Source organism: Klebsiella sp. HMSC09D12 (genome assembly GCF_001808475.1).
Classification (GTDB): Bacteria; Pseudomonadota; Gammaproteobacteria; order Enterobacterales; family Enterobacteriaceae; genus Klebsiella; species Klebsiella oxytoca.
The window spans coordinates 149,998-174,041 of record NZ_KV793429.1 but is presented as its reverse complement, the minus strand read 5'-3'; the positions used below and the strand labels follow the sequence as shown (position 1 = coordinate 174,041).

Annotated in this window: 20 protein-coding genes; 10 read left to right on the top strand and 10 right to left on the bottom strand. The window is 56.5% G+C overall.

The genetic code is table 11. The features are described from left to right. The first annotated feature begins 3 nt into the window (after nt 1-3). From recG to fpr, 3 genes are all read left to right on the top strand, one after another. Entirely contained in the window at nt 4-2,085 is a 2,082-nt protein-coding gene (gene recG / locus HMPREF3178_RS06970; protein WP_004106930.1) for an ATP-dependent DNA helicase RecG, read from the top strand. Nucleotides 2,086-2,139: 54 nt separating this feature from the next. Further along, nucleotides 2,140-3,150: a class II fructose-bisphosphatase gene (gene glpX / locus HMPREF3178_RS06965; protein WP_017145233.1), complete on the top strand. Its 1,011-nt coding sequence runs from the start codon at nt 2,140-2,142 to the stop codon at nt 3,148-3,150. 95 nt (nt 3,151-3,245) lie between these two features. Next, entirely contained in the window at nt 3,246-3,992 is a 747-nt protein-coding gene (fpr, locus tag HMPREF3178_RS06960) for a ferredoxin--NADP(+) reductase (RefSeq protein WP_004106932.1), read from the top strand. On the opposite strand, the gene HMPREF3178_RS06955 is transcribed toward fpr, so the two are convergent. Then, nucleotides 3,993-4,421 carry a DUF805 domain-containing protein gene (locus HMPREF3178_RS06955; protein WP_017145232.1) on the bottom strand — a complete coding sequence of 143 codons (429 nt, stop codon included), beginning with the start codon at nt 4,419-4,421 and terminating at the stop codon, nt 3,993-3,995. A 112-nt stretch (nt 4,422-4,533) separates the two neighbouring features. Here HMPREF3178_RS06955 and HMPREF3178_RS06950 point away from each other — a divergent pair, with 112 nt between their 5' ends. Both HMPREF3178_RS06950 and tpiA read left to right on the top strand, forming a co-directional pair. After that, on the top strand, nt 4,534-5,133 hold the full coding sequence (locus HMPREF3178_RS06950) for a DUF1454 family protein (RefSeq protein ID WP_017145231.1): 600 nt from the start codon (nt 4,534-4,536) through the stop codon (nt 5,131-5,133). A gap of 108 nt (nt 5,134-5,241) precedes the next feature. Continuing rightward, on the top strand, nt 5,242-6,009 hold the full coding sequence (tpiA, locus tag HMPREF3178_RS06945; RefSeq protein ID WP_004106939.1) for a triose-phosphate isomerase: 768 nt from the start codon (nt 5,242-5,244) through the stop codon (nt 6,007-6,009). 105 nt (nt 6,010-6,114) lie between these two features. Here the strand turns inward: tpiA and HMPREF3178_RS06940 are convergent, their stop codons facing one another. The 8 genes from HMPREF3178_RS06940 to zapB all read right to left on the bottom strand — a co-directional run bounded on the left by HMPREF3178_RS06940 (nt 6,115) and on the right by zapB (nt 14,289). Next, nucleotides 6,115-7,419: an SLC13 family permease gene (locus HMPREF3178_RS06940; protein WP_004116479.1), complete on the bottom strand. Its 1,305-nt coding sequence runs from the start codon at nt 7,417-7,419 to the stop codon at nt 6,115-6,117. 99 nt (nt 7,420-7,518) lie between these two features. After that, the gene (locus HMPREF3178_RS06935) at nt 7,519-8,241 is read right to left on the bottom strand and encodes a GntR family transcriptional regulator (protein ID WP_004106944.1); all 723 of its coding nucleotides are present in this window, start codon (nt 8,239-8,241) and stop codon (nt 7,519-7,521) included. A 62-nt stretch (nt 8,242-8,303) separates the two neighbouring features. After that, a complete protein-coding gene (locus tag HMPREF3178_RS06930; RefSeq protein WP_004106952.1) occupies nt 8,304-9,344 on the bottom strand; it encodes an ADP-ribosylglycohydrolase family protein in 1,041 nt (346 codons plus the stop codon). 9 nt (nt 9,345-9,353) lie between these two features. Then, the gene (locus tag HMPREF3178_RS06925; protein WP_017145230.1) at nt 9,354-10,313 is read right to left on the bottom strand and encodes an aminoimidazole riboside kinase; all 960 of its coding nucleotides are present in this window, start codon (nt 10,311-10,313) and stop codon (nt 9,354-9,356) included. 10 nt (nt 10,314-10,323) lie between these two features. Then, nucleotides 10,324-11,658: an MFS transporter gene (locus tag HMPREF3178_RS06920; protein ID WP_017145229.1), complete on the bottom strand. Its 1,335-nt coding sequence runs from the start codon at nt 11,656-11,658 to the stop codon at nt 10,324-10,326. Between the two features lie 266 nt (nt 11,659-11,924). Next, complete coding sequence (locus HMPREF3178_RS06915) at nt 11,925-12,686, bottom strand: CDP-diacylglycerol diphosphatase (RefSeq protein WP_017145228.1); 762 nt, start codon at nt 12,684-12,686, stop codon at nt 11,925-11,927. 217 nt (nt 12,687-12,903) lie between these two features. Further along, entirely contained in the window at nt 12,904-13,893 is a 990-nt protein-coding gene (locus HMPREF3178_RS06910) for a sulfate ABC transporter substrate-binding protein (RefSeq protein WP_004106966.1), read from the bottom strand. Between the two features lie 150 nt (nt 13,894-14,043). After that, nucleotides 14,044-14,289 (bottom strand): septal ring assembly protein ZapB, encoded by a 246-nt coding sequence (zapB, locus tag HMPREF3178_RS06905; RefSeq protein ID WP_009652751.1) that lies wholly within the window; start codon nt 14,287-14,289, stop codon nt 14,044-14,046. A 443-nt stretch (nt 14,290-14,732) separates the two neighbouring features. Between zapB and HMPREF3178_RS06900 the strand changes: the two genes are divergently transcribed. Next, on the top strand, nt 14,733-15,584 hold the full coding sequence (locus HMPREF3178_RS06900) for an MIP/aquaporin family protein (protein WP_004106970.1): 852 nt from the start codon (nt 14,733-14,735) through the stop codon (nt 15,582-15,584). 21 nt (nt 15,585-15,605) lie between these two features. Further along, nucleotides 15,606-17,117, top strand: a complete 1,512-nt coding sequence (glpK, locus tag HMPREF3178_RS06895; protein ID WP_004106971.1) for a glycerol kinase GlpK — start codon at nt 15,606-15,608, stop codon at nt 17,115-17,117. A 218-nt stretch (nt 17,118-17,335) separates the two neighbouring features. On the opposite strand, the gene gltS is transcribed toward glpK, so the two are convergent. Beyond that, nucleotides 17,336-18,538: a sodium/glutamate symporter gene (gene gltS / locus HMPREF3178_RS06890; protein ID WP_004116504.1), complete on the bottom strand. Its 1,203-nt coding sequence runs from the start codon at nt 18,536-18,538 to the stop codon at nt 17,336-17,338. Nucleotides 18,539-18,824: 286 nt separating this feature from the next. On the opposite strand from gltS, the gene HMPREF3178_RS06885 reads away from it, so the two are divergent. From HMPREF3178_RS06885 to HMPREF3178_RS06875, 3 genes are all read left to right on the top strand, one after another. Beyond that, entirely contained in the window at nt 18,825-20,216 is a 1,392-nt protein-coding gene (locus HMPREF3178_RS06885) for a nucleobase:cation symporter-2 family protein (RefSeq protein WP_004106976.1), read from the top strand. Between the two features lie 145 nt (nt 20,217-20,361). Beyond that, nucleotides 20,362-22,077, top strand: a complete 1,716-nt coding sequence (locus HMPREF3178_RS06880; protein ID WP_017145226.1) for an AsmA family protein — start codon at nt 20,362-20,364, stop codon at nt 22,075-22,077. A gap of 407 nt (nt 22,078-22,484) precedes the next feature. After that, nucleotides 22,485-24,044 carry a PTS transporter subunit EIIC gene (locus tag HMPREF3178_RS06875; protein WP_004106980.1) on the top strand — a complete coding sequence of 520 codons (1,560 nt, stop codon included), beginning with the start codon at nt 22,485-22,487 and terminating at the stop codon, nt 24,042-24,044.

Sequence of the window (24,044 nt, the reverse complement as noted above, 5' to 3'; positions counted from 1 at the left end):
ACGATGCAAGGTCGCCTGTTAGATGCCGTCCCCCTTAATACCCTAACCGGCGTTGGCGCGGCACAGAGCAGCCGACTGGCGAAAATCGGCCTGCACACGGTGCAGGATCTGCTTCTGCACCTGCCGCTACGCTACGAAGACCGCACCCATCTGTATCAAATCGGTGAACTGCTGCCCGGCGTTTACGCCACCGTTGAAGGCGAAGTTCTTAACTGCAATATCACTTTCGGCGGCCGCCGGATGATGACCTGCCAGATAAGCGACGGCTCCGGCATCCTCACCATGCGCTTTTTTAACTTCAGCGCAGCGATGAAAAATAGCCTGGCAACCGGGCGTCGCGTGCTGGCCTACGGAGAGGCTAAGCGCGGTAAGCACGGGGCGGAGATGATCCACCCGGAATATCGGGTTCAGGGTGATATGAGTACCCCTGATTTACAGGAAACGCTGACCCCGGTTTATCCCACCACCGAAGGCATCAAGCAGGCTACGCTGCGTAAGCTCACCGACCAGGCGCTGGAGCTGCTTGAAACCTGCGCTATCGCCGAGCTGCTGCCGCCGGAGCTGGCGCAGGGGATGATGAGCCTGCCTGACGCCTTGCGCACGTTGCATCGCCCGCCGCCCTCTTTACAGCTTAGCGAGCTGGAAAGCGGCAAACATCCGGCTCAGCGACGCTTAATCCTGGAAGAGCTGCTGGCGCATAACCTCAGCATGCTGGCGCTGCGGGCAGGCGCTCAGCGCTACCACGCTCTCTCGCTCAGCGCTAACGACACGCTAAAAGACAAGCTGCTGGCCTCTCTCCCCTTTACGCCGACCGGCGCGCAGGCGCGCGTCACGGCTGAAATTGAGCGCGATATGGCGCTGGACGTGCCAATGATGCGTCTGGTGCAGGGGGATGTTGGCTCCGGTAAAACCCTGGTTGCCGCGCTGGCCGCCCTGCGCGCCATCGCGCACGGCAAGCAGGTGGCGCTGATGGCGCCGACAGAACTGCTGGCTGAGCAGCATGCCAATAACTTCCGCAGTTGGTTTGAACCGCTGGGCGTTGAAGTAGGCTGGCTGGCGGGCAAACAAAAAGGCAAAGCGCGCCTGGCGCAGCAGGAGGCTATCGCCAGCGGACAGGTGCAGATGGTGGTCGGTACCCACGCCATCTTTCAGGAACAGGTCCAGTTTAACGGCCTCGCGTTGGTGATTATCGACGAACAGCATCGTTTCGGCGTCCATCAGCGGCTGGCGCTATGGGAGAAAGGCCAACAGCAGGGCTTTCATCCGCACCAGCTGATTATGACCGCGACGCCGATTCCGCGGACCCTGGCGATGACCGCTTATGCCGATCTCGACACCTCGGTCATCGATGAACTGCCGCCGGGCCGTACGCCGGTTACGACGGTAGCCATCCCGGATACCCGCCGCAGCGATATTATCGACCGGGTACGGAACGCCTGTACTCACGAGGGTCGCCAGGCCTACTGGGTTTGTACGCTGATTGAAGAGTCGGATCTGCTGGAGGCCCAGGCGGCGGAAGCCACCTGGGAAGAGCTGAAGCTGGCGCTGCCGGAGCTGAATATCGGCCTGGTGCACGGGCGCATGAAATCTGCCGAGAAACAGGCGGTCATGAGCGCGTTCAAGCAGGGCGAGCTGCATCTGCTGGTCGCCACCACGGTAATTGAGGTCGGCGTGGACGTGCCTAATTCCAGCCTGATGATCATCGAAAACCCTGAGCGTCTGGGGCTGGCTCAGCTGCACCAGCTCAGAGGGCGCGTCGGGCGCGGTGCGGTGGCCTCACACTGCGTGCTGCTCTATAAATCGCCGCTTTCTAAAACCGCGCAGAAGCGCCTGCAGGTTCTGCGCGATAGCAACGACGGCTTCGTCATTGCCCAGAAAGACCTGGAAATTCGCGGTCCCGGCGAGCTCCTCGGCACGCGCCAGACCGGCAACGCTGAATTCAAAGTCGCAGATTTAATGCGCGATCAGGCCATGATCCCCGAAGTTCAGCGCATCGCCCGTCATATACATGAAAGATATCCTCAGCAGGCCCAGGCGCTTATCGAGCGCTGGATGCCGGAAACCGAACGCTATTCCAACGCGTAGCGCGCACGTCATCCCGCCACGCTGCGCATAATTTTTTATTCAGATGAGTGGATTATGAAACGAGAACTGGCCATCGAATTTTCGCGCGTCACCGAAGCCGCCGCGCTGGCAGGCTATAAATGGTTAGGCCGTGGTGATAAAAACACCGCCGACGGCGCCGCCGTCAACGCCATGCGCATTATGCTCAACCTGATCAACATCGACGGTACTATCGTGATTGGCGAAGGCGAAATCGACGCAGCGCCGATGCTGTATATAGGCGAACGCGTCGGTACCGGCAACGGTGATGCGGTAGACATCGCCGTCGATCCCATTGAAGGCACCCGCATGACGGCGATGGGCCAGGCCAACGCGCTGGCGGTGATGGCGGTAGGCGATAAAGGCTGTTTCCTGAACGCGCCGGATATGTACATGGAAAAGCTGATTGTCGGTCCGGGCGCGAAAGGCACCATCGATCTGAACCTGCCGCTGGCGGAAAACTTGCAAAACATCGCCCGCGCGCTGAATAAGCCGCTAAGTGAATTAACCGTTACCATCTTAGCCAAGCCGCGCCATGACGAGGTCATCGTTGAGCTGCAAAAACTGGGCGTGCGCGTATTCGCTATTCCCGACGGCGACGTTGCCGCCTCTATTCTGACCTGCATGCCGGATAGCGAAGTTGACGTTATGTACGGTATCGGCGGTGCCCCGGAAGGGGTCGTTTCAGCGGCGGTGATCCGCGCGCTGGACGGCGATATGCACGGTCGTCTGCTGGCGCGCCACCACGTTAAGGGCGACAGTGAAGAGAACCGCCGCATCGGCGAGAACGAGCTGGCACGCTGTCAGGCCATGGGCATCGAAGCAGGCAAAGTGCTGCGTCTGGACGATATGGCGCGCAGCGACAACATCGTTTTCTCGGCGACGGGCATCACCAAAGGCGATCTGCTGGACGGTATTACCCGTAAAGGTAATATGGCCACCACCGAAACCCTACTGATCCGCGGTAAATCCCGCACTATCCGTCGAATTCAGTCGATTCATTATCTCGATCGCAAAGACCCGGATATCCAGCTACACATCCTGTAAAACATTTGATCAATAGAGCTTTCCAGCCTTTTCGGGCTGGAATTCTGCTCTCGTCGCGGTGAAGATACGCTAACAGGATTGAGAGGAGAGACGCTATGGCAAACTGGGTTACAGGCAAAGTCGTAAAAGTTCAAAACTGGACGGATGCACTGTTTAGCCTCATCGTTCACGCACCGGTTGAACCGTTTACCGCAGGGCAGTTTGCCAAACTGGGGCTGGATGTCGACGGTGAACGCGTGCAGCGCGCCTATTCCTACGTCAATGCCCCCAGTAATCCCGATCTTGAGTTCTACCTGGTGACGGTTCCGGAAGGCAAACTTAGCCCACGGCTGGCGGCGCTGAAGCCGGGCGATGAAGTGCAGGTGGTCAGCGAAGCGGCCGGCTTCTTCGTGCTCGAAGAGGTGCCGGATTGCGACACCCTGTGGATGCTCGCCACCGGCACGGCGATTGGCCCGTATCTGTCAATTCTCGAAGAAGGGAAGGACCTGGATCGTTTTAAAAATCTCGTACTGGTGCACGCCGCGCGCTATGCCGCGGATCTCAGCTATCTGCCGCAGATGCAGGCGCTGGAAGCGCGCTATGCGGGCAAGCTGCGCATCCAGTCGGTCGTCAGTCGGGAAACCGCGCCGGGCATGCTCACGGGACGTATCCCGTTCCTGATTGAAACCGGCGCGCTGGAAGAGGCCGTCGGCCTGCCAATGAACGCCGAGAGTAGCCACGTCATGCTGTGCGGTAACCCGCAGATGGTGCGCGACACTCAGCAGCTGCTGAAAGAGACCCGGCAGATGAGCAAGCATCTGCGCCGCCGACCGGGTCATATGACCGCCGAACACTACTGGTAATCAGGGCTCCGCTTTCCAGCGCACGTCCAGCGTCTCTTTGCCAAACTTATTTGCCCCCTGGGTGCCGATAAACGCCCCCAGGTCGATAAGCATCATCACGATAATCAGCGTCGGTATAAACCGCCCGACGCCCCACTGCCAGACGCCCGGCAGCATCGACCAGTTACCCGCCAGCAGCATCCACGCCAGAATCATCAGCAGCGCCCAGAGGCCGGATTTCCCCCGGTCGTGCAGACGTTTAATGGTCACCGCCGCCGTCGGCCACAGCAGGCATACCAGAATAAACGCCGCGGTCTGTAAGTTGAGTAGGTTGCTGCCAGCCAGCGTGAACAGCGCGCTCATGGTCGCAATCCAGATAGCAATCCAGATCCAGAAGTCGCGACGTCCAATCCGCCCTTTAATTGAGAATAGCCACTGCTGTAGGGTCATGTTTTATTCCTTATCATCATCACCGACGTAGTTTACCCTGAAGGCGTGACTTTTTGACAAGCGTGACGGTTCTCGTTTTAATCGTCGGCAGACAAAAAAAGGAAAGATGGGCATGAAGAAGTGGGCAACTTTATATTTAATTGGGCTGACGGCGCTATCCGTCGGCCAAAATGCGTTGTCCGCCGAGCCTGACTCCGCCGCTACGGCGCCCTATCTTCTCTCCGGCGCGCCGGTGTTTGATATCTCCATCAGCGCGTTTCGGGAAAAATTCAATACCGATAACCCGAAGCTTTTGCTCAATGAGTTTCGCGCCGTCGCCTCCAGTAAAGACCAGGCGAATTTGACCCGCGCCGCCACCAGGATCAACGACAATCTTTATGCCTCGACCGCGCTTGAGCGCGGTACGCTTAAAATTAAATCGATGCAGATAACCTGGCTGCCGATTCAGGGGCCGCAGCAGAAAGCGGCGAAAGCCCGGGCCCTCGAGTATATGAGCGCCGTCATGCGCGCGTTCGTGCCGACGCTCAGCCAGGCGCAGAGCCAACAGAAGCTACAAAAGCTGCTGGCCGCCGGAAAAGGCAAACGGTACTTTTCGGAAACCGAAGGCGCGGTACGCTATGTGGTGGCGGACAACGGCGAAAAGGGGCTGACCTTCGCTGTTGAACCGATTAAGCTGGCGCTATCTGAAACGCTGGAAAACAACAATAAATGACAAAAAGCAAAGCCTTTCCAGTGATGAATCTCTATACTGTTTCACAGACCATGCTGCCCGCGGGGGCGGCTATATTCCTTAATTCGCTTTAAAGCGTGGAGAATAAAAATGCGACATCCTTTAGTGATGGGTAACTGGAAACTGAACGGCAGCCGCCACATGGTAAACGAACTGGTCGCGAACCTGCGTACCGAACTGGCAGGCGTTACCGGCTGTGCAGTTGCCATTGCTCCGCCTGAGATGTACATCGACCTGGCTAAACAAGCCGCTGCCGGCAGCCACATTCACCTGGGCGCGCAGAACGTTGATCTGAACCTGTCCGGCGCATTCACCGGCGAAACCTCTGCCGAAATGCTGAAAGACATCGGCGCTGAATACATCATCATCGGCCACTCCGAGCGTCGTACCTACCACAAAGAGTCCGACGAGTTTATCGCTAAGAAATTCGCGGTACTGAAAGAGCAGGGCCTGATCCCGGTACTGTGCATCGGTGAAACCGAAGCGGAAAACGAAGCGGGCAAAACCGAAGAAGTGTGCGCACGTCAGATCGACGCCGTTCTGAAAACCCAGGGCGCGGCGGCGTTCGAAGGCGCGGTTATCGCTTACGAACCGGTATGGGCGATCGGTACCGGCAAATCCGCTACCCCGGCTCAGGCTCAGGCAGTACACAAATTCATCCGCGATCACATTGCGAAAGCCGATGCGAAAGTGGCTGAACAAGTCATTATCCAGTACGGCGGTTCCGTTAACGCGGGCAACGCAGCAGAACTGTTCACCCAGCCGGACATCGACGGCGCGCTGGTTGGCGGCGCATCCCTGAAAGCGGACGCTTTCGCGGTAATCGTTAAAGCAGCAGAAGCCGCGAAAAAAGCGTAATTCGCTTTACAGGCACTCCCCGGTCGCGCTTCGCAACCGGGGAGTGCCTGGTAGCCCGGACAGGTGCGCAGCGCCGCCTCCGGGAAAATCCCCGAACGAAACAGGCTACAGTTTGCCCAACGCCTGATACCACAGATAGTCCAGCGGCAGCAGAATTAAATAGCTCACCGCCGCCAGCGCAATACACAGCAGCATTCCCGCGCGTGCAGGTACTTTCCCTAGCCCCATCGCCACTACAATCGGTGACGCCTGATACGGCAACAGCGGCGTGGAGTATCCCAGCACCTGAATCATAATCACGCTCAGCAGCGGGAAGCCGGTCGCATCGGAGAAGCTCTGTGCGAAAGTGGTATACAGCGCCGGTACGCCGTTCGCGGTCATAATAAAGTTTAGCGCGCTGGTAATACCGGTCAGCGCGAGAAAGCTGGTAAACGGGCTCTCTTTATCCAGCGGCATAATCTGCAGCAGGGCATTCCCCACCACACCGCCGATCCCGGTCTGGGTCACGGTGATTGCCAGCCCCAAAATTCCGGCGACGTAAATACAGGTGCGGATGTTCACGCCGCTGGAAAACTCCTCGCCGCTGATAAAACCGACTCGCGGCAGCAGCGTTATCACCGCCGCCGCCAACCCCGTCCAGGCTGGCCCTATGCCGTGCCAGCTCTCCGTAACCCAGAGCGTCAGCACCACGACCAGCAGCCAGGCAAGGCGCTTCTCATCGCGGCTCATCGGCGGCAGCGGCGACAGATCGCGCGGCGGGTGCGGTTTCCCCGGGAACAGCCAGCATATCAGCACGATCAGCGCCGCCCCCTTGAGCCAGCCGAGCACCGGCGTATGCAGCAGTAAATAGGGCAGATAATTCAGATGGATACCGTACGATCCCTCCGCCGCGCCGCTCATCACCAGATTCGGGACGTTGGCGGGCAGGATAGTGGCAGACAGCTGGAAGGTACCGAACCCCACCGCCAGCGCCAGGCCAAACCAGGGGCGCGTTCCCTCTTCAATACCGGCACGCCTGGCCATTGCCGCCACAATCGGCATCAGCAGCGCGATGCGCCCCATATTGGACGGCATCACAAACGCCAGCGCATAGCTGAGCAGCACCACGCTGCCGACCATCAGCGGCCAGGAATCCGTCAGACGCGACGAAAGCGCCCGTGCCGCCCTGTCCGCCAGCCCGGTTTTGCGGATAGCGATCCCCAGCACAAAGCCGCTGAACACCAGCCAGAATGCCGACGACGCGAAGCCGCCGAAAATCACCTCCGGCGGCGCGATTTTAGCGATCATCGCTGCGGCAAAAAACAGCAGCGCGGTCATAAACTCCGGCAGGAGCGATGTCGCCCAAAGCAGGATAGTGAGGCCAACGATAATTGAAGGAAGGAACAGAGGATGGGACAACCAGAGCGACATACCTGTCTCCTGTCGGTTTTTTCAGCAAGAATACGACGGACAACAGGGCAGGTAAACGCCAGATATAGTGGGGGTTATGACAACTCTGGTGCGGGCAGATTAGTGATAATGAATTTCGCCAAAGTATTCCGACAGCACGTAATAGCGGCAATATTCGAAAGGGCTGTTATGCCCGGCCTGAAACGTCTGTCTGGCGACAGATAATAGTGGTTTATTCGCCGCAATCTGCAGCTTTTCGCACAGGTCGGCGGAAGGTAAGATCGCCTCCACCTTTTCAGTCGCCGAGTCACTGGTGACGTTTAATAGCGAATAAAGCGACGTATGTTCCAGCGCCTCTGGCGTGAGCTGCAGATTGGGAAAGAAGCTAAGATCGAGATAGATCTTTTCATGGTTAAACGGGCGATTGTTCAGGCAACGAATACGCGAGATATAGAGATAATGATGATGGGCGGGCAGGCTCAAACCATCTGCCTGAGCGTCACGCGCGCGACGCGGCGCGATCTCAAGAATACGGTTCTCTATCTCGACGCTGGCATCCTGAAGATCGCTGGTAATGCCGCGAAACGTGTGGCCGTAGCTTACTCCCTCCGGCACAGAGCACACTACCGATCCGCTTCCGCGCTGGGACGAAATAATGCCCGCATTGATTAATTCGCTCCAGGCCTGTTTAACCACGATGAGCGAGACGTTATAGGCTCTGGCAACCTCTTTTTGCGTCGGCAGCTGGCTGCCTAACGGCAAGGACCCATTCTGAATCTGCTGACAGATGATAAAAAATAGTTGCTTATAAAGCGGAGTAAAGCTCGTTTTATCAACCTGCAAACTGCGCACCTCACGTCTTCGCCAGCAGGGGACGTTTTACCGTCCCCGGCAGGGTGAATTCGCTACCCTGCGATTTGCCTGGCCAGTTGTGCCAAATCGAAATGATTCATACGATCCACGGTCGTTAAATAATCGGCGGGAAAAGCCTCCACGCCATGGAATGCGCCGGAAATCGCTCCAACCATGGTAGCGACAGTATCAGTATCATTGCCGATATTAACGCCGGAGATAATAGCATCTACGGCAGAATTCGGACAACACGCGAACAGGCCAAAGGCCGCCGGTACGGCTTCACTGACGTGCAGCCCGGAACCAATAATATCGGCAAGTTCCACCACCGCCGTTTCCCAATGACGATGCCGTTGACCGATAGCCACGGCCAGTTCGATGCGTCGGGCAACGGATGGGCCTGCCACCATCATCGCCCCTTGATCCTGCGCCAGCAGATAGCCTCTTTGCGCGCCATAAATACCGGCGGCAATAATGGTGTCCGCATTGGTCTGCGATCGTAACGCTTCGCTGGTTGCCGCCGCCATCGCCGCTGCGCCGGACATCGCCAGCACGTTATTATGCGTAAAGCGGCAAATCTGCAGCGCGCAGTGAATCGCCGCATCAATATCTCCCGGATGCAGTACCGCCGCAGGCCAAATCTTCATGGCGGCGCCGTTGGTGGCTTCCGCGTTTCCCTTATTAATAATCTGTACCGACTGCTTTTCGCCTTCAAGATCACCCTGCAAAGAGGCACGATGGTCATTGAATATCGCTTTCATTGCCGCACGCGTTGTCGGGCCGGTAAAGTTGGCGTAGTAAGGGTAATCCAGCCACTGCTGAAAGGCTTCGCGCATCGCCTCATCGCTGACCTGGCGCTGGTGGCGCAGCAGCGCGTCCATAATGTATTTCGCCTGAATAAAATCATCCGTGCACATACCCGCTTCGTTACAGCGACCAAACGTATCCGCTGGCGGTTTTTGAAAGGTCGTCACCCAGCCGCCGAAATAGTCCTTAATTTGCTGCTGAGTCCGTACTTCCGTCGCCGCGCCCATCGCGTCCGCGGCGGCGGCACCCACCAGGCATCCCAGTATTTTGTTTTGATCAACGTGCATGATGACTCCTTATTTCACGGTCATGGCTTGTGCCAGCGAACGGCTGGACAGAAAAGTATTGAGCTGGTCGGGAAACGGCAGAGCAGTCATTGCCCCTTTTGCCGTCACCGCCATCGCTCCGCAGGCGTTGGCATTGCTGATCGCCTCCGCCAGCAGGGCATGATTCCAGTGGTTTTCGCGGGAAAGCGTGAACAGCAGGCCGCCAACAAAGGCATCACCGGCTCCGGTGGTATCGACGACCTCCACGCGCGGGGCAGGAAAAAGGAACTCTCCCTCGGCGGTGATGAGCAACGCCCCTTCGGCCCCCAACGAAATGATGGTGGTATCGCAGCCCAGATCGCGCATGTAATACCGCGCATCCTGCCAGTGGCTGGCGCCGCTCAGCTGACACAGCTCATCTGCCGAGACTTTGCAGATAGACGCCAGCGCAGCGGAGCGGGCGATCAGGTCAGGGATCTCAGCGGCATTGCGCCACATCTTGCTGCGCAAGTTGACATCAAACAGAACGTAGCCGCCGGCCTCCCGCATTCTTCGCGCGCCCTCAAGGCATGCCTCGCGAGCGGGGCTGTCGGTGAGACCAATGGAGCTAAAGTAAAACCATTCGTATTTTCTGAACGTCGGCAGATCCTGAGGTGAAACGAAGGTATCAGCCCCCGGATGTACCAGATAGGTAAAGCTGCGCTCGCCGTCAGCCGTCAGATTGACGATCAGTACCGCGCTGGTCAGGCTCGCATCCAGCCGCAGCGAAGAGACATCGACGCCGTTATCCTGAAAAACCTGGCGCAGGAAACGCCCGGCGTCATCGTCGCCAAGGCAGCCGATAAAACCGCACGTTCCGCCCAGCCTGGCAACGCAGACCCCCACGTTCGCCGAAGCGCCTCCGGGACATTTCAGGTAGCTGTTCTGTTTTTCCGGTACGAGGTCTACGGAGGCGTCGCCGATCGCCCAAACCTTATTCATGGCATTCATTTACGCCTCCTTATGCCTGTTTTTGCGCAAGGGCTAGCTGAATATCACGATAATATTCGTTATTAATCAGATACTTTTTCATAAGCAGCCCAACCGCAAGATGGAAAAGGGCCGGAATGAGCGTCATCATCAGCGCAATACCGGTGAGCGAACGCGCGCTCTGTTCAACGTCGGCCTGATAGCCAAAGTGGCTCAGCAGAAATCCCAGTACGCCCCCCGCGATCCCCATACCAAACTTCTGGAAGAAGAGGATGCCGCCAAACGCGAGGCCGGATACCCGCAGCCCGGTTTTCTTTTCGCCATAATCCACCGCTTCGGCGATAGAGGACCAGAACACCGGCATTTGCATATCGCAGAAGAAATTAATAAGAAAATAGAACGTAAATGCCAGGATAAGATTTTCACGCCCGACGAAGAAATACATCAGCGCGCTTAGTACAAAGGTAATAATCTGGGTGTAGCGGAACATCTTAATCTTATCCCAGAATTTAGTTATCCAGGTGGTGGCGATCATCGCCAGAATAGAGGCGACAACACCGGTAGTCAGAAAAGGTGAAATCAGGCTATCGCCGCCATTAAGATAATATTTGGCATAATAGGCCGCGACGGAACCGCGAATAACGTAACCGCACATCAGCAGTAAAATAACAACCCCAAGAATAATCCACTGATCGTTACGTAACAGATACTTAAACTGCTTTCCTACCGATAGCGAAGTAATTTCCGGCTCGCTACGTTCACGAGTGGTGAGAAAACAGAAGATAAACAGCAGGGCCCCCATCGCGCCCATTAGCCCCATAGAAAACTGGTAACCCAGGGCCTTGTTGCCCTGCCCAAGCCAGACGGCAAGCATCGGGACGACAATAGTCACCAGAAAAGCGGCAATTTTGGTCATCACAAAGCGATAGCCGTTTGCGCTTAGCCGTTCCACGGGATCGCTGGTAATCACGCCAATCATCGAGATATAGGGAATAGTGATAGCGGTATAGACCAGGGTCATCAGAATATAGGTGCCATAGGCCCACGCCAGCTTAGCCATATAAACCATATCAGGCGTGATAAACATTAAATAAACGGCGAAGCCAAAAGGGATGGCAAACCACAGCAGCCACGGGCGATAGCGTCCCCAGCGCGTATTCAGCTTATCGGTAAGAACGCCCATGGCCGGATCGATAATGGCATCGATCATCCGCACAACCACGAAAAGTACGCCAACATCAGCGGCGCTCAGGCCGTAGATATCGGTATAAAAATAGGCGAGAAGCAGCTGCATGGCGATGATCACAACGTTTATCGCCATATCTCCTGCGCCGAAGCCGATTTTTTCCACGATAGAAAGTTTCATGTTGATATTCCTTTACGCTTAGCCGCGCAAATAGAGGAAACAATTAATGATGTCACTACATGAAATAAAAACGTTTTTATAAATAAGCCGCCTGTCCGACACGCAATGGAGGCTATGAAGAGAGTGTAACCATCCTCAAAAAGATATAAAGGTATACCTTTATATCTTTTGATCGGTTTCACATATTTTTATGCACCCGATCCTACCCCGGCGTTAAACCGGGATAAGAATCAAGGAGATAATGAATGGCGGGAACGTAAAGAAAATTAACGGGATGTCAGAATGGCGCAGCTATGGTCCTGAACCTCTTCTGCCGATGCGCGATTCAGCGTCAGCAGGTTACGCTCGGTTGCCAGCAGCAGCAGCGAGCCGTCGCTCTGCTTCGCCATCGCCAGCGCGAAACGGCCCATATGGTCTCGCGCTTCCGGCACCTCTTCAGCCAGCATCAGGAACGGACTGCGCTGCGCCAGTTCGGTTTCGGTTACGCGGCGCGCCAGATATTCATGGCCCATGAGCCCACCGGGCAGCGGTAACCAGCGGCTGCTGATAGCGGCAGCCTGGCTATCCAGCTGATGGCGCACATCAGGTCGCAGGCAGGAGATATGAATATGGAAATGATTTTGCGTGCGTCCGCTGCGCGAGTTGATGGCCAGCGAGACCGCCTCATCCGGTACGGCAGAGCCACGGTGCTGGCTCATGATTTCGCGTCCCTGCCAGGCTTGCCAGAAGAAGTTCGGCGTCAGCGGTTCAAGCAGCAGCGGGCTTTCAGTGCCGTTGATACGGTAGGTTGGCATCAGCAAATACTGCAGCGGGCCATTGCGGTCCTTAAACAGGACATAGCCGCCCTTCAGGTTCACTTCCGCGCAGGGCGCGGGATTGTGATTCTGCTGTTGATGAGGGACGCACTGTTGCAGAACAATGTGACGCAACGCGTCACGGTTGCCGGAATGAAGCCAGTAGTAGCCGCCAGCCATCGCCGCCACAACCACCACCACCAGCGCTAAAAAAAGGTGTCGTACTCTTCGCATTATTTTTTCCTGTCTCAGCCAGAAACGGAAGAGTAGCGCAGTTTGATGACCAAATGAAAACGAGAGGAGGTACGGTGAGTTTTGCCGGAAGCGGTGCTTAACGCGCCTGAGCGGGCTACCAGACTACTCTGCCCCGGGTCGCGGCTTACGCCTTACCCGGGCGACAAGAGTTGTCGCCCCGCTACGCGCAGCGCGAGCGGGGATAAGGAGAGGCTATTTAACGCTGGTTGATCTGGTCAAAGGTGCCGCCGTTGGAGAAGTGCTCTTTCTGCGCTTTAGTCCAGCCGCCAAACACGTCATCGATGGTGAACAGCTTCAGTTTCGGGAACTCATCCGCGTATTTTTTCGCGATTTCAGGGTCACGCGGACGATAGAAGTTCTTCGCCGCAATCTCCTGGCCTTCCGGCGAGTAGAGATACTTCAGATACGCTTCCGCCACCTGGCGAGTGCCCTTTTTGTCGACCACTTTATCCACCACGGAAACGGTCGGCTCGGCCAGAATCGATTCGCTCGGGGTGACGATCTCGAATTTGTCTTTACCCAGTTCGTTGGTCGCCAGCAGGGCTTCGTTTTCCCAGGCAATCAGCACATCGCCGATCCCGCGTTCCACAAAGGTGTTGGTCGAACCGCGGGCGCCGGAATCCAGTACTTCGACGTTCTTAAACAGCGCTTTTACGAACTCCTGCGCCTTAGCCTGGTCACCGTTGTTCTGGTGCAGGGCATAGCCCCAGGCCGCCAGATAGTTCCAGCGCGCGCCGCCGGAGCTTTTCGGGTTCGGGGTAATCACCGACACGCCCGGTTTGATCAGGTCGTTCCAGTCATGAATCTGCTTCGGGTTACCTTTACGTACGAGGAACACGATGGTTGAGGTATACGGCGCGGAGTTATCCGGCAGACGCTTCAGCCAGTTTTTGTCGATTCGTCCACGCTCGGCGATCGCATCGACGTCATAGGCCAGCGCAAGGGTCACAACATCGGCTTCAATGCCGTTGATCACCGAGGTCGCCTGTTTGCCGGAGCCGCCGTGTGACTGACGAATCACCACGTTGTCGCCGGTTTCTTGCTTCCAGTGCGCGCTAAAGGCTTTGTTGTACTGTTCGTACAGCTCGCGCGTCGGATCGTAAGAAACGTTTAATAGCTGAATGTCTTTTGCCAGAACGCTGGCGGATGCCAGCAACAGAGTTAACCCCACGCCCCACTTATTCATCGCACCGCTCTCTATATGTAGTGTTGTGATGGATTAAGCGTGCCAGAAAGCAGACTGATGATTAAAGAATAAAAAAAGATTGGCTATAACTTGTGAGTATATAGAGCGAGGTGAGTTTGCCTCCTCCCGAACGGGAGGAGGCGGGAAGCATTAGACTTCTTCCATACGGCCCAGCAGCGCCTGCAGACGATCCTGCCAGCCCTGCTGCTGTTCTTTAAGCTGACCGTTTTCACGCTCAAGCTCTTCACGGCTATGCTGGGCGCTTTGTACTTCCTGCGCCAGCGTATTGTTCTTTTCTTTCAGCTCTTCGATTTCCATCTGTAACAGAGTGATGGTATCAATCGCCTGCTGAACTTTAGATTCTAATTTCTCAAACACTTCTAATGACATCGTCATACCTCTCCTGAACTTGCAAGGCGTTGATAGAAACCGTCCGTTTCGTATACGCGTTGACGCCTTAACGAAAATTAGCGCACTACAGTGGTGATGTAGTCGATTGTATGAAGCCCCGCCGCCCCTGTCCAGCGACAACCCGCGTAGATTGCGGTTTGCAACACTTTTCAGTCTTTACCTGGTCCGTTCGCCGCTTTTACCCGGTACTTTTTCGTAATTGTTAATCACCTCGTTAAAAAAATGAGCGGTGAAACGCTCCTGCAAATGACCGAACACGCGTTTATGGCGCGAAAACGCTCATTTTCTTGACGAGGCACACACATTTGAATTTCGATATTTCTCGTTTTTGTTCGTTAACGATAAATTAACACTATGCCTACATGGCAGCGTGGTCGCCTGCGACCTTCACACATACAATAATCATCACTTCGCTTCAGGATTCGATTATGAGCCAAACATCAACACTAAAAGGCCAGTGCATCGCAGAGTTCCTCGGTACCGGGTTGTTGATCTTTTTCGGCGTTGGGTGCGTCGCTGCGCTTAAGGTCGCGGGAGCCAGCTTCGGTCAGTGGGAAATCAGCATCATCTGGGGTCTGGGCGTCGCCATGGCGATTTACCTGACCGCAGGGGTTTCCGGTGCGCACCTTAACCCGGCGGTGACCATCGCGCTGTGGCTGTTCGCCTGCTTTGACGGTCGTAAAGTTGTTCCTTTTATCATTGCGCAATTCGCTGGCGCCTTTTGCGCTGCGGCTTTAGTTTACGGGCTTTATTACAATCTTTTCTTCGATTTCGAACATACCCACAATATGGTGCGCGGTAGCGTCGAAAGTCTTGAGCTGGCGGGTATTTTCTCTACCTATCCAAACCCGCATATCAATTTTGTGCAGGCCTTCGCGGTAGAAATGGTGATTACCGCTATCCTGATGGGCGTCATTCTGGCGCTGACCGATGATGGCAACGGCGTGCCGCGCGGCCCGCTGGCGCCGCTGCTGATTGGTCTGCTGATCGCCGTCATTGGCGCATCCATGGGCCCGCTGACCGGCTTCGCCATGAACCCGGCGCGTGATATCGGACCGAAAGCCTTCGCCTGGCTGGCAGGCTGGGGCAACGTCGCCTTCACCGGCGGTAAAGATATTCCTTATTTTCTGGTGCCGCTGTGTGCGCCAATCGTCGGTGCTGCGCTGGGCGCATTCTGCTACCGCAAGCTGATTGGCCGCCACCTGCCTTGCGACACCTGCGTCGTTGAAGAGAAAGAAGCCGCATCTCCCTCTACGACACAACACAAAGCTTCGCTGTAATCTGACTACGGGACTCATACTATGACCGACAAAAAATATATCGTAGCGCTCGACCAGGGCACCACCAGCTCCCGCGCCGTGGTAATGGATCACGATGCCAATATCGTCAGCGTCTCTCAGCGAGAATTCGAACAAATTTATCCGCGTCCAGGCTGGGTTGAGCACGACCCGATGGAAATCTGGGCATCGCAAAGCTCTACGCTGGTTGAAGTGCTGGCAAAGGCCGATATCAGTTCCGATGAAATCGCCGCGATCGGCATTACCAACCAGCGTGAAACCGCCATCGTGTGGGAGCGCGAAACCGGTAAGCCGATTTATAACGCCATCGTCTGGCAGTGCCGCCGTACCGCCGAGATCTGCGAACAGCTCAAGCGCGACGGCATGGAAGAGTACATCCGTAAGGCAACTGGCCTGGTGGTTGACCCCTACTTCTCCGGAACCAAAGTGAAGTGGATCCTTGACCACGTCGAAGGTGCGCGCGAGCGCGCAAAACGCGGCGAGCTGCTGTTCGGCACCGTAGACACCTGGCTTATCTGGAAAATGACCCAGGGACGCGTTCACGTTACCGACTACACCAACGCCTCGCGTACCATGCTGTTCAATATCCACGAACTGGACTGGGACGACAAAATGCTCGACGCGCTGGATATTCCGCGCGCCATGCTGCCGGAAGTGCGCAAATCTTCCGAAGTGTACGGCCAGACCAACATCGGCGGTAAGGGCGGCACGCGTATTCCGATCGCCGGCATCGCGGGCGACCAGCAGGCGGCGCTATTCGGCCAGCTGTGCGTTAAAGAGGGGATGGCGAAAAACACCTACGGCACCGGCTGCTTTATGCTGATGAATACCGGCGAGAAAGCGGTGGCATCAACGCACGGCCTGCTGACGACTATCGCCTGCGGCCCGCGCGGTGAAGTGAACTATGCGCTGGAAGGCGCGGTATTTATGGCGGGCGCCTCCATTCAGTGGCTGCGCGATGAGATGAAGCTGATTAGCGACGCGTTCGATTCCGAATATTTCGCCACCAAAGTGAAGGATACCAACGGCGTGTACGTGGTTCCGGCGTTTACCGGGCTCGGCGCGCCTTACTGGGACCCGTATGCCCGCGGGGCGATCTTCGGCCTGACCCGCGGCGTCAATTCCAACCATATTATTCGCGCCACGCTGGAATCGATCGCCTATCAGACCCGCGACGTGCTGGAAGCGATGCAGGCTGACTCCGGGATCCGTCTGCACGCCCTGCGCGTTGACGGCGGCGCGGTCGCCAACAACTTCCTGATGCAGTTCCAGTCCGATATTCTCGGCACCCGCGTAGAACGCCCGGAAGTCCGCGAAGTCACGGCGCTGGGCGCAGCCTATCTGGCCGGTCTGGCGGTGGGCTTCTGGCAGAATCTGGATGAGCTGCAGGAGAAAGCCGTTATCGAGCGCGAGTTCCGTCCGGGAATTGAAACCACCGAGCGTAACTATCGCTACAGCGGCTGGAAGAAGGCGGTAAAACGCGCGCTGGCGTGGGAAGAGCACGACGAAGCGTAAGATTGTTGAGGTATTCCCGGCTGGCGGCGTAAACGCCTTAGCCGGGATACAACCCGCAGACCGCACACCCCGTAGCCCGGCTAAGCGCAGCGCCAGCCGGCGAGAAGCCACGCCGAGTCATGAATCCCGGAGTATCCCCGGGTTGCGGCGTATACGCCTTACCTGGGCTACAGCCCGCAGACCGCATAATCCCGTAGCGCACCGCCTCCGGGTTTTTATCAGCCAAATACCGGCAGCAGCAGATAGAGCTTAATCACCAGCGCGTTAACGATATCGATAAAGAACGCCCCCACCATCGGCACCACCAGAAACGCCATATGCGACGGACCGAAACGATCGGTAATCGCCTGCATATTGGCAATCGCCGTCGGCGTCGCGCCGAGGCCGAAACCACAGTGGCCGGCGGCCAGCACCGCGGCATCGTAGTTTTTACCCATCATTCGATAGGTCACAAACACCGCATACAGCGCCATTGCTATCGTCTGCACCGCCAGAATGGCAATCATCGGCAGCGCCAGCGACGCCAGCTCCCACAGCTTGAGGCTCATCAGGGCCATCGCCAGGAATAGCGACAGGCTGACGTTACCCAGCACCGACACCGCGCGGTCGAATACGCGGTACAGGCCAAGTGCTGACAGGCTATTGCTGAGGATAACGCCGATAAACAGCACGCAAACGAAGGTAGGCAGTTCGAATACGGTCCCCGCCAACAGTTGCGCAACGATCTTCCCTACCGTCAAACAGATGGCGATCAGCGCGATGCTCTCAATCAGCACCAGCGACGTGATCATGCGCCCCATATCCGGCTTTTCAAACGCGGTCGGCGCGAGCTGATCGTCCGGCGTGCCGTCCGGTGATGAAGAGTGTTTGACCAGATAGCGCGCCACCGGCCCGCCGATCAGGCCGCCAAGAACGAGACCGAAGGTTGCGCAAGCCATAGCCACTTCGGTGGCGTTGACAAAGCCATAGCGCTCAATAAACAGTTTACTCCACGCCGCGCCGGTACCGTGGCCGCCGGAAAGGGTAATCGAACCGGCCAGCAGCCCCATCAGCGGGTCGAGGCCCAGCAGCTTCGCCATGCCGATACCGAGGGCGTTTTGCAGCAGCAGCAGCCCCACCACCACGATCAGGAATGTCCCCACCACTTTGCCGCCAGAGCGCAGGCTGGCGAGGTTGGCATTCAGGCCGATAGTGGCGAAGAAAGCCAGCATCAGCGGGTCTTTCAGGCTCATATCGAAATCAATTTCGATATCCATGCTTTTCTTTAATACCAGCAGCGCCAGAGCGACCAGCAGACCGCCCGCAACGGGCTCAGGAATGGTGTATTTCTTCAGGAAAGGGACGGTTTGAACGAGTTTTCTACCTAGTAGCAACACTAATGTTGCGGCAACGAGCGTCGATAAGGTATCGAGATGAAACATAAAAAGAGCTCCTTATAGGCGCATGATCCATTCACACGCGACGAAATTCCCGGTGTCGATTGCTTCTCATCATGAGTAATCGGGAAGGGATTTTAAGCAGAAGTACGGAAAAAAGGACAGGAAAAGATATTTTGTAGGGATAATGATGCGATCAAGCATACAAAATGTTAATAAATATTTGACACCTATTCCCTGCATAAATATTTGCCGCTAAAGAGTGGCAAACGTTTGCTTTTGGTCTACAGTCCGATAAAATCCCCGCTTTGCCACCTTTGGGATTGTTGTGATGTCCGTTAACACCGCAGAATCAGAAAATGCGCAACCGGTTGCGCATAAGCAAACCAGCGAATTAATCTACCGCCTTGAAGACCGCCCGCCGCTACCGCAAACGCTGTTCGCCGCGTTCCAGCACCTGCTGGCGATGTTTGTCGCGGTTATCACTCCGGCGCTGTTAATTTGTCAGGCTCTGGGCCTCCCGGCTCAGGATACACAACACATCATCAGCATGTCCCTGTTCGCCTCCGGCGTGGCATCCATCATTCAAATTAAAGCCTGGGGCCCGGTGGGTTCTGGTCTGCTTTCGATTCAGGGCACCAGCTTTAACTTCGTCGCTCCGCTGATTATGGGCGGAACCGCGCTGAAAACCGGCGGCGCCGATGTTCCGACCATGATGGCCGCGCTGTTCGGCACCCTGATGCTGGCCAGCTGCACGGAGATGGTTCTCTCGCGCGTTCTGCATCTCGCCCGCCGCATAATCACTCCGCTGGTCTCCGGCGTAGTGGTAATGATTATCGGCCTGTCGCTGATTCAGGTTGGCCTGACCTCCATCGGCGGGGGCTATGCCGCCATGGCCGACCACACCTTCGGCGCGCCAAAAAACCTGCTGCTGGCGGGGATCGTGCTGGCGCTGATTATTATCCTTAACCGCCAGCGCAACCCGTATCTGCGCATCGCTTCGCTGGTTATCGCGATGGCGGCCGGATACCTGGCGGCATGGCTACTCGATATGCTGCCGACCAATACCGCACCGACGGAAAGCAGCCTGATTATGGTTCCCACGCCGCTGTACTACGGACTGGGCATCGACTGGAATCTGCTGCTGCCGCTGATGCTGGTGTTTATGATTACCTCGCTGGAAACCATCGGCGATATCACCGCCACCTCTGACGTTTCCGAGCAGCCGGTTTCCGGCCCGCTATATATGAAGCGTCTGAAGGGCGGCGTGCTGGCCAACGGTCTGAACTCGTTTGTTTCGGCAGTATTCAACACCTTCCCGAACTCCTGCTTTGGCCAGAACAACGGCGTGATTCAGTTGACCGGCGTCGCCAGCCGCTATGTTGGTTTTGTGGTCGCGCTGATGCTGATCGTGCTCGGCCTGTTCCCGGCGGTGAGCGGCTTCGTGCAGCATATTCCTGAGCCGGTGCTTGGCGGCGCAACGCTGGTGATGTTCGGCACCATTGCCGCCTCCGGCGTGCGTATCGTCTCCCGCGAGCCGCTGAACCGCCGCGCGATCCTGATTATCGCCCTGTCGCTGGCCGTCGGCCTTGGCGTTTCCCAGCAGCCGCTGATCCTGCAGTTCGCCCCTGACTGGCTGAAGAATCTGCTCTCCTCCGGTATCGCCGCCGGCGGTATCACGGCGATTGTTCTGAATCTGATTTTCCCGCCAGAGAAAAACTGATCCTCTCTGATGCTCCGGCCGCGCAACGTCGGCCGGAGCGCAAACATCATCAACCTCACATCATCTCATTACACAATTCCTGTCTTGAGGATTGCGCATAATTCGGGCATAACAGCCTTATGTGCCTCGCTCAGGATCGAAGATCATGAAATTTCTCAGAAAGCTGATTCTCTGGCTGCTGATTGCTCTGCTGGTAGTGATTATTGCCGCTTATTTCCTGCTGCAAACCCAGTGGGGAGGGCGTCAGGCCAGCGCCTGGCTAAGCGACGGTACCGGCTGGAAGGTCTCTTTCAACAAAATGGACCATAATTTCTCTTCGCCACTGCACCTGCAGCTGCAAAACGTCACCCTCGGTCGCGACGGCAAACCCGCCACGCTGGTGGCGCAAACCGTGGATATCGGATTTAGCAGCCGCCAGTTTAGCGACCCGCTGCATGCTGACGAAATCATTCTCAGCGACGGTACGCTAAACTTCTCCCCTTCTTCCGCAGCGCTGCCGTTCGCCGCCGATCGTCTCCGGTTGCGCAATATGGCGTTCAACAGCCCGGAGAGCGACTGGGATCTGAGCGCGCAGCGCGTCACCGGCGGCGTCAGCCCGTGGGCGCCGGAAGCGGGTAATGTGCTGGGCAAGAAAACGCAAATTCAGATGAGCGCCGGGTCGATGACGCTCAACGGTATTGAAGCCAGCAACGTGCTGATTCAGGGGAATATCGATAACGGCGAAGTGACGCTCTCGACCCTCGGGGCGGACGTCGCTCGCGGCACGCTCACCGGCACGGCAAAACGCAGCGCCGACGGCGGCTGGCAGGTCGATAATTTGCGCCTCAACGAGATCCGTCTGCAAAGCGATAAATCACTCGCCGACTTTTTCACGCCGCTGACCACCCTGCCCTCGCTGCAGATTGGCCGCCTTGACGTGACCGACGCCAGCCTGCAGGGGCCTGACTGGGCGATCGCTGGCCTCGACCTTAATCTGCGCAACCTGACCCTGAGCCGCGGCGACTGGCAAAGCCAGGATGGCACGCTGTCGATGAACGCCAACGAGTTTATTTACGGTTCGCTGCACTTCCTCGACCCAATCCTTAACGCCGGATTCTCCCCGCAGGGTATCGCGCTGCGCCAGTTCACCTCACGCTGGGAGGGCGGGATGGTGCGCACGTCCGGCAACTGGCTGCGCGCCGGCCATGCCCTGGTGCTGGACGACACCGCGTTCGCCGGACTGGAATATACGCTGCCGACCAACTGGAAGCAGCTATGGATGGCGCCGCTACCCGAGTGGCTGCAAAGCCTGACGCTGAGAAAGTTCAGCGCCAGCCGCAACCTCATTATCGATGTTGAACCGGCGTTCCCGTGGCAAATCACCGCGCTCGACGGCTACGGCGGCGAGCTGCAGCTGGTGAAAAACCGCAGCTGGGGCGTGTGGAACGGTAGCGCGACGCTGAACGCCGCCGCCGCGACCTTTAATCGTATTGATGTCCGCCGCCCGTCGCTGAAGCTGAGCGCCAATGCCTCAACGGTGAACGTTAACGAGCTCAGCGCCTTTACCGAGCGTGGGATCCTGCAAGCCACCGCGGCGGTGTCGCAGCTTCCGCAGCGTCAGGTCAACCTGAGCCTGAGCGGTCGCGGCGTGCCGCTAAATATTTTGCAGGCCTGGGGCTGGCCAGCGCTGCCGATATCCGGCGATGGCAATCTCCAGCTAACGGCGACCGGCAGCGTGCTGCCAGATGCGCCGCTGAAGCCAACCGTTAACGGTCAGCTCAGCGCAGTCAATATGGAGAAACAGCAGGTAGCGCAGGTCATGCGCAACGGTGAAGTTACCAGCGCTCAGGCTCCTTCTGCTCCGATAATTTCTACCCCCTAGTTTCCTCTCACCCTAACCCTCTCCCCGCCGGGGAGAGGGAACCGCCCTCTGCACTCTTTATTTTTTATGCCCACACCGATCGACCCCCTCTCCCTTTCAGGGAGAGGTTTGGGGTGAGGGTCATATAATATCCTTAATGGTGAAACCTGTTGCCATTTAGCGGCTATTTGTACCTATTTTCCGCAACCTGTTCCTTTCAAATAGCGGACTTGCTATAACAAAAATACTGGAAGCGAAAAAAATAATTAAAGTCCCTGAACCTATACCCAAAATAATTCGAGTTGCTTAAAGGCAGCAAGGGAGTGAGTCCCCAGGAGCATAGATAACTATGTGACTGGGGTGAGCGAGCGTAGCTAACACATAAGCAACTTGAAGTATGACGGGTATACAAAAATAAAGGAACGACCATGTCCGTAATACGTCAACGTATTCTGGAGAATATGCAAAAATTCTCCAGAGCAATGATCGGTGCAGTATTGTTCTTGCCGGTCATCGGCTTAATTTTGGCACTCAGCTCAGTCTTAACCAACCCAACATTAATTTCAGAGACCAGCTTTTTACACCAGCTTGGACAGCTACTCGGCGATACCTTCTGGCCTTTATTCGGCAATCTGGGATTACTCTTTTGCGTCGGCATCAGCTATGGCCTGGCAAAAGATAAAAAAACCGAAGTCGCGCTGGTTTCAGTGATGTGTTTTATTATGTTTCTTGGCGCCAACCACTCCTGGCTGGAGCATACTCACGGCCTGGCGGAAAAAATTAACGGCGAATATTACGGCACCGGGCAAACCCAACTGCTGGGCTTTGTGGTGGTCGATATGGGGGTTTTCCTCGGCATTATTCTCGGCTGCACCATCGCCTGGGTGCATAACAAAGTATCGACTATTGAGCTACCCGGCGCGCTCTCCATGTACGGCGGGGCCAAGCTGACGCTGGTGGCGATGACGCCGGTCATCATTTTCTACGCCATCGCTTTTACCTGGATCTGGCCGTTTATGACCCACGGCATCGCGGCGCTGACCGGCTTTATGAAAAACGCCGGCGTGGCGGGGGTCTTCGTTTACGGCTTCTTTGAAAAATTCCTCATCCCCACCGGCCTGCACCACTTCGTCTGGTCGCCGTTCCAGCTCACGCAAATCGGCGGCACGCTGAACGTCGACGGGCAGATAGTCTCCGGAACCCAGGCGATTTTCCTCGCCTATATGCGTCACCCGGATCTGACGCCGGTGATGAACGAGGCGCTGCGTTTCTCACAGCAGGGGATGACCACCATCTTCGGCCTGGCCGGCGCCTCGCTGGCGTTCTACCATACGGCGAAACCGGAGAAAAAAATGATGGCTAAAGCGATTCTGCTACCGGCCATTATCACCTCCATGCTCACCGGTATCACCGAGCCGATTGAGTTTACCTTTCTGTTCGTTTCCCCGCTGCTGTGGGTGATCCATGCTACCTTAACCGCAGCTTCGCAGGCGATTTGCGACATCTTTACCGTCCGTCCGTGGGGCGCCTCGGGGCTGATTGAGTTTCTGATTTACAACCTGCCGCTGCCGGTCGCCCTGACCCGCTGGCCCGGCTACGTGCTCATCGGGATCGGCCAGTTCGCCGTCTACTACGTTATCTTCCGCACGCTGGTCGTTAAGTTGAATCTCAAAACGCCGGGCCGTGAAGACGATGAAAACGTGAAGTTATATAGCAAAGCTGATTATCGTAAAAAAATGGGCGAACCGCAGTCGGTGACCAACGAGATTATTAATGGCTTAGGCGGCAAAGCGAATATTATTTCCGTCGACAACTGTTTTACCCGCCTGCGCGTCGCTATTCACAATATGGATTTAGTTGATGATGCAATATTAAAAAGCACCGGTGCAAACGGCGTAGTACGAAATCGAAATGAAGTTCAGGTTATTTACGGCGTCAAAGTGGGACAGGTCCGTTCCCGGGTTGATAGCTGGCTAGCAGAAAATTAA